At 32.1% G+C, this 13096-nt stretch carries 10 protein-coding genes; all 10 read right to left on the bottom strand.

Going from position 1 to position 13096, the window contains the following annotated elements; translation table 11 throughout:
* Window positions 1–41: 41 nt before the first annotated feature.
* Window positions 42–1394: a 6-phospho-beta-glucosidase gene (locus tag HYG84_RS01630; protein WP_330655542.1), complete on the bottom strand. Its 1353-nt coding sequence runs from the start codon at window positions 1392–1394 to the stop codon at window positions 42–44.
* 60 nt (window positions 1395–1454) lie between these two features.
* Entirely contained in the window at window positions 1455–1757 is a 303-nt protein-coding gene (locus tag HYG84_RS01635) for a PTS lactose/cellobiose transporter subunit IIA (protein ID WP_212380178.1), read from the bottom strand.
* Between the two features lie 99 nt (window positions 1758–1856).
* On the bottom strand, window positions 1857–3134 hold the full coding sequence (locus HYG84_RS01640; protein ID WP_212380180.1) for a PTS sugar transporter subunit IIC: 1278 nt from the start codon (window positions 3132–3134) through the stop codon (window positions 1857–1859).
* 65 nt (window positions 3135–3199) lie between these two features.
* Window positions 3200–3505 carry a PTS sugar transporter subunit IIB gene (locus HYG84_RS01645; RefSeq protein ID WP_212380182.1) on the bottom strand — a complete coding sequence of 102 codons (306 nt, stop codon included), beginning with the start codon at window positions 3503–3505 and terminating at the stop codon, window positions 3200–3202.
* 294 nt (window positions 3506–3799) lie between these two features.
* Window positions 3800–6520 carry a sigma 54-interacting transcriptional regulator gene (locus HYG84_RS01650; protein WP_212380185.1) on the bottom strand — a complete coding sequence of 907 codons (2721 nt, stop codon included), beginning with the start codon at window positions 6518–6520 and terminating at the stop codon, window positions 3800–3802.
* A 166-nt stretch (window positions 6521–6686) separates the two neighbouring features.
* Window positions 6687–9509, bottom strand: coding sequence for a phosphodiester glycosidase family protein (locus HYG84_RS01655; RefSeq protein ID WP_212380187.1), 2823 nt, complete (start codon window positions 9507–9509; stop codon window positions 6687–6689).
* A gap of 140 nt (window positions 9510–9649) precedes the next feature.
* Entirely contained in the window at window positions 9650–10129 is a 480-nt protein-coding gene (locus HYG84_RS01660; RefSeq protein WP_249168691.1) for a protease complex subunit PrcB family protein, read from the bottom strand.
* 198 nt (window positions 10130–10327) lie between these two features.
* Window positions 10328–11269, bottom strand: a complete 942-nt coding sequence (locus HYG84_RS01665; protein WP_212380188.1) for a transketolase family protein — start codon at window positions 11267–11269, stop codon at window positions 10328–10330.
* Window positions 11269–12030 carry a transketolase gene (locus HYG84_RS01670; protein ID WP_334301091.1) on the bottom strand — a complete coding sequence of 254 codons (762 nt, stop codon included), beginning with the start codon at window positions 12028–12030 and terminating at the stop codon, window positions 11269–11271. The genes HYG84_RS01665 and HYG84_RS01670 overlap by 1 nt, the downstream gene beginning before the upstream one ends.
* 170 nt (window positions 12031–12200) lie before the next feature.
* Window positions 12201–13067 carry a YitT family protein gene (locus tag HYG84_RS01675; protein ID WP_212380192.1) on the bottom strand — a complete coding sequence of 289 codons (867 nt, stop codon included), beginning with the start codon at window positions 13065–13067 and terminating at the stop codon, window positions 12201–12203.
* Between the last annotated feature and the right edge of the window lie 29 nt (window positions 13068–13096).

A 13096-nucleotide genomic window follows, 5' to 3' on the forward strand; every position in this document is an offset into this window, starting at 1 on the left:
ACACATCCTTGTCTACTTCGTGGGTAGATATATTAATAAAATTACTTTTTAATATTACCAAGTTCGTCAAAAAATTTAGGTAAAAATCTTTTATTAACTTTTAGCATCTCATCTAACAGCTTATGTCCCTTATTATCATCAGAAATAAGAGGATTTGTAATCATTGCAAGCAATGCCTTATTATAATTGCCTTCTACTGCTGCTTCTGCACCTAAAACTTCAAATTGTTTAATCTGCTTTACTAGTCCAGATACATAAACAGGCAATTTATCTATAAATTTATGAGGAATAGGTCCATCCTTTGTAATTTTACAACTAATTTCTACTATTTCATCCCAGGAAAAGTCTTCAAGGGTTCCTTGATTAAAAGTATTTACAACTTGTAGATCTCCTTTATCATTATAAATAGATGAAATTAAGTTGCAAGCTGCATCAGAATAGTAAGCTCCTCCTCTTCTTTCCAATTGTTTTGGCTTTTCTTTTAAACTTTCATCTTTATATAGGTTAAACAATTCCTTTTCAGTTTCCATAACTTCTTCTGCCCTAGTTTTGCCAAGTTTATAGTTTTCAAGCTCATCATTTAACATATCTTTTGTTTTGTAATAATATTTGTGATAGGGGCAAGGTATAAGTTGAAGTGCTTTAATAAAATCTGCATCCCACTTCATTGCTATAATATTTTTCATATTAATACTATCAGATTTTTTTATATACTGATCGATAACCTCTTTAGTTTTATCAATTCCATCAACGAACATATTAAATCCATAAACCATATGATTTAAGCCGGCAAAGTCAATTCGTATTCTACTAGAATCAATTTGTAAAATATCCGCTAATCCTCTTTCCATTCCAATTGGCACATTACATAAACCAATAAATTTCCTATGCTTCGAGTATCTAGCCAAAGCTTCTGTAAGCATTCCAGTTGGATTTGTAAAGTTTATAAGCCATGCATTAGGACACAATTCGCTCATTTCATTAGCAATATTTAATATTACTGGAACTGTTCTTAAGCCTTTCAATAATCCTCCTGCACCATTAGTCTCTTGTCCAATAAATTCATAAGAAAGTGGCATTGCTTCATCCTTAGCTCTAGCTTGTAAAAGTCCTACCCTAATTTGAGTTGCAACAAAGTCTGCGTCTTTGAGGGCTTTCTGTCTATCCAATGTAATATTAATGCTTATAGGAACCCCTGCTTCCTTAACCATCCTTTGAGAGAGATTTCCTACTATATTTAATTTTTCTTGTCCATCTACAATATCTACTAACCATAATTCTTCAACAGGCAACTCTTTATGACGTTTAATTAATCCTTCTATAAATTCAGGAGTATAGGAAGATCCTCCGCCGATTATTACAAGCTTTAATCCTGTTTTTTTTATTTGTTCCAAATTATCACCTCCTAAAGTTATATCTGATGCTAATAGCTATTTATTGCATTACAGTTTATTTCATCTAATACTATATAAATCTACAATTTCACTTGCCAAGTCCTTAGTTGTAATAGCATTCATTAAATGATCTTGGGCATGTATTAATAATAAAGTCACCTCTATTTTATTACCTTGTGCCTCCATATGAATTAGTTCAGTTTGTTGTCTATGTGCTAATTCTAATTGTTTTGAAGCCTTATTTAAGCAATCTCTAGCCTTGTCAAAATCCTTATTTTTAGCTAATTGAATAGCCTCCATGGCAAAACTTTTAGCATCACCACTTTGAGTGATTAATTTAAAGATTAGTTCTTCATATTTCATGCTTTATCGCTCCTTAAGTCAAAGTTTCATTTATAATTTATTATCTATATTGTATAGGTTAGAAAGTGATAGAGAGTTACCCCTTTCTAACCTATTATATTATCCCTGACTCTCTACAAGATCTTTATCATTATCTGTATACCTATCAGCTAATAAGACAAATGGAAGGTATATTATAACAGCTACAGCAAAGTTAATAAGAGATAATAATCCACCCATAAGACTTCCTCCCGTAGCTAAAACCCCGCCTAAAATAGGAGGTGTAGTCCACGGAATTGCAACGTAGGTAATAGGTACTAAGCCTGATACAGTAGCTAAATAAGCTATTAATGTTAACACTCCTGGTATAATAATATATGGAATAAATAGTAGCGGATTTAATACAATAGGTATTCCAAACATAATAGGCTCATTAATCTGAAATAATCCTGGTCCAGTACAAAGCTTTGCTACTTCTCTATACTCTTTACGTTTTTTAGAACCAATATATATTGCTACAATTAAAGCTAGAGTAGCACCTGCCCCACCTAAGTGAACATAAGCATCAAAAAATGATTTTGTAACAATATTAGTAGCTTCAAGTCCCTGTTGTACTGCACTAGCATTAGCTTCAAGTGCTGGCAAATAAAGTGCATTTATAACTGGATCCATAATATTGCCGCCGTGTAGGCCAAAGAACCAGAATATACTGATTAGCATAGAAAAAAGTATTGCAGATAATATACCTTGGCTAAAGCCTTCCAACGGTCTTTGAATTGTAGTTAAAATAATATCGTATAAACTTGTTCCTCCTAGTTTTGTAATTATAAGTGGAATCACTCCAAATATATATACTGTAATTATTCCAGGAATTACAGAAACAAATGCTCTTCCAACTGCTGGCGGAACAGTATCAGGCATCCTAATAACTATATCTTTCTTTATTACTTTAACAAAAATTTCTGTAGCTAGTAATGCAACAATAATTCCAGTAAATAATCCTGTAGCATTTAAATATCCTTGAAATATATATCCCCAACCTGCATTGCCATGAGCCTGAGGTGTAATTACTATAAAAGAAGCTATAGAGATAAGTCCTGCAGCAAGAGGATCAACATCATAACTTTTTGCCAAGTTATATCCGATAGAAAATACTACTAGCAAGGTCATAATAGCTAACGTACCCCACCATACATTACCATTGATTGTTCCTAAAAAAGCTAATCCAGGTACCCATTTTACTAAAGTACTGTTTAATAATACTGCGAATGAACCTGCCAAAATTAATGGCATAATACCAATAAATCCATCACGAATTGCTACTAAATGTCTTTGAGCTCCTATTTTCGATGCAACTGGTATAAAATACTTTTCCATTGCTTTCATAAATGCTTTCATGTAAATCCCCCTTTATCAATACTAATTTTGATAAACGTTTTACTCTAATACAATTCTATTATCCCTTATTCCATTAAACTCATTGCTTGCTTTAATACTGCTTGGCCGTTCATTGTTCCATAACTTATACTTTCAATTACATCTACAGCAATTCCCTTTCCCTCTACATCATTTTTTATTTTGCTTAGAAGATATCTCACTTGAGGTCCTAGAAGAATTACGTCAATATTATCCAGACGTCTCTTCATTTCTGCCTCTGCAACTGCAAATACTTCAACCTCTATATTTTTTTCCTTAGCGCTTTTTTGTATTTTTGTACAAAGTAAGCTTGTTGACATCCCTCCAGAACAAATTAGCATTATGCGTTTCACTACAATCACCCCCTTTTCTTAATTAAAATAATTAGATCAATTTATATATTGTTTAAATATTTCTACATTTATATATGAGCAAATATCGTGCCATCTTATATAAACTTAATATTTTAAAATTTATTTTACTGGTAATGTTTGTTGCGTGTTCTGTAGATTACTAGTATTTATACCATTTTAAAAATCAAACTCTTAATTATATTTTCCTTTAAAATCACGTAGTGAGCATAATAAAAGTGTGTAAAGATAGCTACACACTTACCCGCTATGTCTTTACACACTTTTACACACTATTTAAATGCCTTCTTCCTTATGATTTTTCAATGTATTATTTTCTAAAAGCATCCTACAAATATAGGCAATTTCATCTTCATTAAATTGAATATTATATTTTTCTTCAAAGTTTTTAAGACTTATTTTAGTATTTTCGAATTCTCTGCTATATTTATTAATATAACTATCTAATTGTTCAAACTTAGTGCCATCTCTGCCTTGCAACAGATTATCCACCAAAAAGCTTATATGTAATACTAATCCTATCTTTACATCATCTATAAGTTCAACATAAACGGCTTCTTCTAACATGTTAATTAGCCAAATTACATCTTTAACAATCTCTTCCCCGTCAATTTTTACTAAATGTTCTTTTAATGATTTTCCTATTTGTTTATATTTTTTATGCTGATCTATAATATTTTCCAGCCTATGTATACCATTATCACTAAAGATGTCTTGAACTGATATAAATGGAATATACTTTGCCTTAATATCGACAGCCCCTATTATAGCTATAATATGATTTTTTTCTTGATAATATTTAATTCGACTCCAAAATTCATTTTTATTTAATATATTTAAAGGAACAATATCAATATCTGAGTCTAATTCTATTTGTTGTTTTATTATGCTCTTTAGTTTTATAGCTGCCCCTTCCCCTGTAAAGCACACTGTTATAATAATACTTTTCTTCTCTTCATTAAATATTTGTTTATCTTCTTTAGAATAAATTTTCATTTTAATACAAGATTGATAAATTTCTTCTAAATCTCTGTCTAATATTGATTTTCTACAGGCTTCGATAACTATAGGAGTACTTACCATATCTATAGTTTTAACATTAATTCTTAATTCTTCACAAAGCATATCTCCAAAGTTTGTAAGTGAACCCATATCAACTAATAATAATGTTCCTCTTCCACAATCTAATTCAAGAATCTCTTTTTTAACTATATCATACATGGCTGTAGGCTTAATATGTAGAGGCATATCTATACCCTTAACATGATTTGTGCCAACTAAACTATTAGCAACATTAGCCATACTACTAGCAGTAGTATCTCCATGCATAATTACTATAATAGCTACTTTTGTTTCTTCTTTTTCATCAAATTTATTAGAGTTAGACGCTAAAAACATGGCTAAGTATCCAATTTCGTCAAGAGGTGTTTCAATTTTAAAACTAATATCTATTAGTTTTGCAATTTCCATAGCCACTAAAAATTCCTTATCATAGTTAACCCTAATGAAATTCAGTTTGGGATTGTATATTTTACTTCCTCTTTTTATACGTTCAATACTTCCCTGCAGATGTAGCGCAAGTCCAAAATAAATTTTTTCATCATATTTTCTATTTAAACGTTTTTCGGCTATATCAAATATTTCTTCTACCGCTTCAATAATATCAATATTTACAAGTTTGGATAGCTCCTCCTTTTTAAACTTTCTAGGTAAATTTCCAATATATTTTTTGAAACGTGTCTCTATATCTATATTTAATATTTGATTAATCTCATTTTCTTCTATGCCTATTTCCTTTAGATTATTTAATTTTTTTTCTATTAGATCATAGAACCCGTCATTTTCATTTACTAATATTAAGTCATCATATTTCCCGTTTTCTTTATAATAAAACTTTAATATATCTTCTTTATCATTTAAAATATCATTAATTTCTTTCCGAAAATCATGTAAACTCAATAGTCCTTGCTTAACATATTGAGGTAAATCTGATTGTGTAATCATTATATAGTCTCTATCATAAGTTTTATAAGTTAAAAATGCCTTTGCACAAGTCAATTGAATATCACTTTTTAACTGACCTATATTATTAGGACAATCGTATAGCAAAAATGACATTAGCGCACTCTTATTAACATATATATTTTTGTCTAACCGATGAGATTCTTCCTTGATAAAAGTTTCTATTAGTTGGTATCTCTCTTTTCGATTTCTATTATTTAAACTAGGTAAGGTTATAGTCATAGGTATTCTTCTCATAAAAGTCTTTAACAGATAGGACTGCGGTATTTCTGTAGTAGCTGCTATAATCCGCACTTTTACCTTGACTAATTTATCCGCTTCTCCTAATGGTCTAAACCAGCCCTTATCTATATAGGTAAATAACATCTCCTGCCCCTGTGGAGAAAGCCGATGTACCTCATCTAAAAATAGGATCCCACAGTCTGCTTTTTTAAGTAATCCTTCGCGATTTTGTTCTGCACCTGTATAAGCACCTTTTTTTACACCAAAAATCTGTGCACTCAATAACTGGGGATTCTCTGCATAATCGGCACAGTTAAACTGTATAAAAGGAGCGTCTTTTGAAATTACTTTAGATTCTAAAGCAAATCTATACATTGATTCCGCAAACATAGATTTACCGACACCAGTTTCGCCTAATAACAGCGTATGCAAACCATAAGGAGGGTATAAAATTGCTGCCTTAGCCTGTTGAATAGGAATTTGCAAGCTCATATTAGAGCCAATCATTTTATCAAATTTCATTCTTCCCTTAACTAATTTATTCTCATTATCTATCTGTACTTTTTTAAAATATAATACAGGTCTTCCGTCTATTTTTTCAATCAGATTTTCCCGATACAAAGTATTTAAATAACGGCTAATATTAGCTCTATTCATATTTAAGCTATTACTAATCTCTTCAGCCGCTATTCCTCTATTAAATTTTTCTTCCATAGTTATTAGAGTTTGGTAGACTTTTTCTATCTGCTTCATAAAATCACCTCGCCATCCGGTATTTTATTCTTTTATTGTAATATTCTGTATCTATATCATTACTTCCTGCCTTACCCTATAAATAAAAAATTCCTCAATAGCCAAGAAATTTATAATTTCTTAGACAAATAAAATAGAGCTGAATATTCAGCTCTATTTATATTGTTTATTCAAATAAGGATTTAATTTGATACGTTACTTCCTTATCATTAATATTAAATTCTATATATTTAAAGGTTTCCTGTTGGTTTTTTGAAGCATTACTATTGTAAACACCAGTTGAAATATATCTTACACCATTAATTACATCCACAGAAAGGCTTTGTCCTTCATAAAGAACAAATACTTGTTTTCCCTTTTTAGATAGGTCTGTTAACGTATCCATTAATAAATCTGCTTCTAATTTGTCAGTAAAACCGCCGTTACCAAATATAGGTTTAGACATCACTATAAAAACATTCTTCTTAGTAGTGTTATTTACTAGATTTTGTAACCAAGGCCACTGATCAAAATTAGTTTGTCTTAGACCATCTTTTAGATTATCCAATTGAATAATTAAACTATCTCCTTGCTCTGTAGATCCATACCCTGATTTTGCAGAAACTATTTGTTTTTTAATATTGCTACTTAATCTTGAATCTACATTTCCAGTAAATAGTGATAGCTCATGTTTATTATTTATTAGGCTACTAATTTGATTTCCAACAATCCTATCTAATAATGTATAGTCTTTAAACTGGATTCCACTATATGCAAATAGCTTACTACCTTCTATCTCATAAGGTTTGTTAAGTTTATCTGTAATAACAGTAGCTTCTGAGGATTCCTTTGAAGGTGATGCGATACTATATGAAGCCTCTAAACCATCAAATAAAATTTGACCTGCTATCTTTTGCGTTGCATCAGTTTCAACAACATAAAGTCTTTCAAACTTAATTGGGTAAACCATATTTGTCGGTAGAGGGGCTGTAAGGTACTTCCATCCTGTCCAATCTATATTCTTTTTAAAGTCGATTACATATTCTGCACCACTTGCATCTTTAACCTTTCCCCTTATCCAATGAGTAGCAGGATTAGTTGCATGTGCCCATACACCTATACTATTGGCCGGAGTAGAAATTACCGTTTTATTACTATCAAAGGTAATATAGGCTGCTCTTGTTTCATCAGTTTGAGTAAAATCATATTGTAGTTTTAATGATGATTTTCCTTCTTTAGCATTAGAATCTAAGGCTACAGATCCTACTACAGATTGTGGATAACCAACAAAATCTGTATTTAAAGTTTCAAAGTTATTTATCATTGAAGTATTTGAACCTACTACCACATTTACAGTAGCTACCTTATTACCAAAACTAGCTTCTAATTTTGTGGTACCACTCTTACTGCCTGCCACATAAATTCCATTAGTAAATGCTCCAAGACCTTGAACATCTTTCCAATTAATGTCCTTAGAATTTATTTTGGTTCTATATCCTTCTGTATCTACGCCAATCACTTCAAAGCCTGTACTATGTCCATAGTTTAAACGTACTGTTTCAGGAGCAATTTCCATATGTGATAACTCACCTAAAACATCTAAAGTCACTTCAGAAGTGCCACCTAAATATTCAACTCCTATTACTGTTTTTCCTTGCTTACTTGGAGTAAAATACATACCATCAAATGTTCCTTCTCCAGACTTTACAGAAAGATTAACATTAGAATAATCTACATTTAATGGATTATAGTTTTTATCAAAAGCCTTTACATCTATTTTACGAGAAGCACCTACAAAGCTTTTATTGTTATCAAGTTCTGCCTTTATTCCTCGTAAACTTTCAACCGGCGCAGTAGAGATTACCGCAATTCCGTTAGCAATTCTTCTTTCAGAACCCTCAGAAAGATGGTTAACAACCTTTGAATCGAATTCACCTTGACCTCTTGTTACCATGGTAGTCGATCCACCACCATCCATTAAAATTGCTTCATAGCTTCCTAGTTCTATTAAATAATTAGCCAACTCTTTACCATCTACGCCTTTATATGATGAATGACGACCATCTATTGTTACAAAAATAATTTGACTACGATCCTTTGTAATACCTATAGCTGTCCTTTGCGCATCTCCAGAAACAGTTTGAGTAAAAGTTGCGACTTGTCCATTTTTAACTAAAACTGTACCCCCACCCATAGCAAGCTTAATATTTTCTATGTCAGGATTTATATCTTTATGTATGGTTAGTTTATCTCCAACTTTTACACTTCCAAGTAATTTATCTGATTGAGCCCAAGGAGATTTTCCTTTAGCAGCTAATAATATATATCCATTTTCAGGTATTTGTACTGCTGGCTGCTTCTGTCGTATCTCTGTAACAACATCATCTATTACAACCACTTCTACCATATCTTGTAAATTAGTATTATACCCTGGCGAGTGAGTTCCCCAGTTTTTATCAATTAGCATAATATACTGGTACTCATCTGTATATTTGTTAATCGTTGAAATTGGTATATTCACACCACTGCTTGTAGTTGCATATATTTGATGTTTCCAATAATCTGCGAAGGCTTGTCCGTTATTATTAATAAAAAAAGTAGCATAGTCGTGTACTGTAATGGGACTACTTATCATTTCACCATCTTTAACTATTGCACCTAATGGAGAATCTGGATTTAACATGTAGAAAAAGTCCCCATTAATTGCTGCCACAACATCTTCCTTGTTTTTTACCATAGTAGATAGTGTCTCTTTAGTGGATAGTCCCTTAGAACTTGTTAATACATCTAATTCTGTATTATTGTTGTTTAAATCAATATATACTGCATTTAAATTTAACCACCCATTTTTAGTGAAACGAAGAATATTTTTATATGTAACTCCACTAGAAATAATCTCGTCTTCTACTTTTTCATATACAATTTGATTCGCAAAACTTGTAGTAGCAAAGCCTGTTACCATCATTGCTGACAAACCTATTGCTATAGCAGCTTTTCTAAATTTAATCATCTCTAATCCTCCTAGTACAATTTATTGCTCTATTTCTATTATATATTAACTTACCTGCAAATAGATTACAGTTACATTACAAAATTAGGATGTTGTTTCTTAGAAAAAACTCTACAACAAAAGAGTAGAAGATTTACCTTCTACTCTTTTTGCTTTATTTCTAAATCAATTTTTGTTGGCAATTCCTCGAGCTCTGTCTTTGCTACTACATAAGGATGTGTCATAGACTGTGTAACAAGGTCATCAGGGTTAGGATCTTTAAATACAGCATGAACAACTAATCTTGTATCATTCTCTTCTTTAACTAATTCTATCCTCTCGATGTCTACATCATACCCAGCTGTTAACTTCTCTCCCCTAGTTACTATTACATAGATTTGATCATCCACTTTAGCTGCCAAAGCCCTTTCTAACATCTTGTATCTTGGTAATATCTCGTGAATCTTCTCAGGAATTTGCTCTTTATCTAATACCATATAACCCACCCCATTATCTCCCTTAGACATTAATTTAGGAATAAACTTAACTAGAACTGTGGCCACTACAATAATTAAGATCATAGTAATTAATAATTTCCAGTTTACATTCGGTAGCTTTGGCATCTTTCCTTTATAACCCACATTTCTCCCCCCTTTTTACCATTACATAATTCCTATGGAATAAAAACCCCATTAAATTAAGTATCGCTTTATAACTATTTGTATTCAAGGTAGGACAGAAATATTCAATTGTACAAGTTTATAATTAAAATTAATTTAATTCCTTAAAGCAGAAAAGAGACTAGATATATCTAATCTCTTTTCTGCTTTAATTTTTTATTATTTTTTCTTTACTATATCAACTACAGCATCTATTATATTATCTTTTGTTAGTCCATATTTTTTCATAAGATCAGCTGGCTTTCCAGACTCACCAAATGTATCCTTTGTACCAACACGTTTTAATAGTACTGGACAACTTTCACTAATTACTTCAGCCACAGCAGACCCTAATCCACCAATGATGTTATGCTCTTCAGCTGTTACTATAGCTCCAGTTTCCTTAGCGGCTTTAATAACAATTTCATTATCTAAAGGCTTAATTGTATGAATATTAATTACTCTCGCATTAATTCCTTTTGTTTCTAATTCTTTAGCAGCCTCTATAGCCTCACTAACCATTAACCCCGTTGCTATTATAGTTACATCAGTACCTTCTTTTAGTGTTACACCCTCACCTATTTTAAACTCATAAGATGATTCATCATTAATAGTAGGTACAGCTAATCTTCCTAATCTAACATATACTGGTCCTTCCATCTTAGAAATTGCATGAATAGCAGCCTTTGTTTCTACTCCATCTGCTGGTACAATTACGGTCATATTAGGAATGGTTCTCATACAAGAAATATCCTCTAGTGCTTGATGAGAAGCTCCATCCTCTCCCACTGTTATACCTGAATGAGTTGCACAAATTTTTACATTTAACTTTGGATAACCTACAGAGTTTCTAATAACTTCAAATGCGCGGCCAGTAGCAAACATTGCAAAGGTACTAGCAAAAGGAATTTTACCTGCTGCAGCCAATCCAGCAGCAGTTCCTATAAGATTTTGTTCTGCAATTCCAACATTAATAAATCTATTAGGAAACTCTTGCCCAAAACCATGGGTTTTAGTTGATTTAGAAAGGTCTGCGTCCAATACAACAACATTTTCATTGTCTTTTCCGATCTCTATTAAAGCTTCACCGTAAGCATCACGAGTAGCAATCATTTTAGTCATTATATTTCACCTCCAAGTTCCTTTAAAGCCTGTGCTTTCTGATCTTCTTTAGGAGCATTTCCATGCCATTCTGCCTTATCTTCCATAAATGAAACTCCCTTACCTTTTATTGTTTTAGCTACAATAACCGTTGGAGCATCTTTTATTTCCTTAGCCTTTGCAATAGATTCAATTATCTCTTCAATGCAATGTCCATCCATCTCCATAACATTCCATCCAAAAGCCTTAAACTTATCAGTAACAGGATTAACTGAAAGAACTTCATCAGTTTTTCCATCTATTTGAAGACCATTGTAGTCTATAATTGCAGTTAAATTATCTAGCTTATAGTGAGCCGCTAGCATAGCTGCTTCCCAAACAAGTCCTTCTTGAAGCTCTCCATCTCCTAGAAGCGTATATACTCTATAATCTTTTTTATCTATTTTCGCAGCTATTGCCATACCACATGATGCTGAGAAGCCTTGGCCTAATGAGCCTGTAGACATATCAACTCCCGGTGTTCCCTTCATATCAGGGTGACCTTGAAGCATAGCATCTATTTTTCTAAGCTTCATTAGTTCTTCCTTAGGAAAAAATCCTTTCTTTGCTAATGTAGCATAAAGCACTGGTGCAGCATGCCCCTTAGATAGTACAAAACGGTCCCTATCTTCCCATTTTGAATTATTAGGATCAACCTTCATCTCATTAAAATATAATACGGTTAAAATATCTGTTGCTGAAAGAGATCCTCCTGGATGCCCTGAGCCTGACTCTGTAAGCATTTCAATGATATCTTTTCTAATATCATTAGCTATTTGCTTCAGTTCTTGTATACTTTTGCCCAAATTACTCTCCTCCTACTTTTTTATTCTTTATTTTGAGCACTTGAAATTCTAAGCAAAGCTTAGAATTGAGTGCGATATAAAGTTTGTGAAGTGCTAACAAACAAATTTTATTTTTTTACTTCTTTAAAGCCTTTGCCTAGCACTTCATGAATTGTAGTTACCATTATAAAGGCTTTTTCATCTATTTCATAAACAAGCTTTTTTAACTTTGCTACTTGAGCACGGTTAACTACACATAAAAGAACATCTTTTTCTGCTCCAGTGTAAAACCCTCTTCCCTGTAGTGAAGTAACTCCTCTATCTAACTCAGAATTTATTTTTTTACCGATTTTATCAGAATGGTTCGAAATAATGTAAAATGCCTTTGAGTAACTTAGTCCTTCTACTATAAAATCTGCCATTTGCACTAGTATATATAAAGCTATAATAGAGTATAAAGATATCTCTACATTTTTTACAACAAGTCCTGCTGTTACAACAACCATTAGGTCCAAAATCATCATTAACTTTGCTATGCTAAGGCTAGGAAAATATTTATTTAATATTGCACCTGCTAAGTCGGTACCTCCTGTTGTTCCACCAGACCTAAATACCAAGCCAATTCCTGCTCCCATAATTACTCCACCATATATAGCAGATAGTAATAGATCATTAGTTACTACATGACTATCCCCCGACATAATAATAAAAAACCTTATAAATCCAGACAGCATAACTGTTGCGTATGCAGTTTTCATACCAAATGCACCACCGAGTAAAATTACTCCTGAAATAAATAGCGGAATGTTAATAACCAGATTAGTTACATCAATTGGGACTCCTATTAGTTTTTGTACGACAACTCCAATTCCCGTTACTCCTCCAGGTGCTATTGTATTTGGTTGAAGAAAAAAAACAATTCCTACTGCCATTAAAGCACAGCCAACGGTTATACCTACATATTCAATAAAGGTACTATATTTTTTATTTTTCATAAACCATGTCTCCTCTAACATATAACCTA

This window comes from Alkaliphilus sp. B6464 (genome assembly GCF_018141165.1).
In the GTDB taxonomy this organism is placed as follows: Bacteria; Bacillota; Clostridia; order Peptostreptococcales; family Natronincolaceae; genus Alkaliphilus_B.

Excerpts from the sequence above, each read along its gene's own strand:
- HYG84_RS01640 (WP_212380180.1), bottom strand. The coding sequence starts at position 3,134 with ATGAAAGCATTTATGAAAGCAATGGAAAAGTATTTTATACCAGTTGCA.
- HYG84_RS01635 (WP_212380178.1), bottom strand. The coding sequence starts at position 1,757 with ATGAAATATGAAGAACTAATCTTTAAATTAATCACTCAAAGTGGTGAT.
- HYG84_RS01665 (WP_212380188.1), bottom strand. The coding sequence starts at position 11,269 with ATGACTAAAATGATTGCTACTCGTGATGCTTACGGTGAAGCTTTAATA.
- HYG84_RS01675 (WP_212380192.1), bottom strand. The coding sequence starts at position 13,067 with ATGAAAAATAAAAAATATAGTACCTTTATTGAATATGTAGGTATAACC.
- HYG84_RS01650 (WP_212380185.1), bottom strand. The coding sequence starts at position 6,520 with ATGAAGCAGATAGAAAAAGTCTACCAAACTCTAATAACTATGGAAGAA.
- HYG84_RS01655 (WP_212380187.1), bottom strand. The coding sequence starts at position 9,509 with ATGATTAAATTTAGAAAAGCTGCTATAGCAATAGGTTTGTCAGCAATG.
- HYG84_RS01670 (WP_334301091.1), bottom strand. The coding sequence starts at position 12,030 with ATGCTTACAGAGTCAGGCTCAGGGCATCCAGGAGGATCTCTTTCAGCA.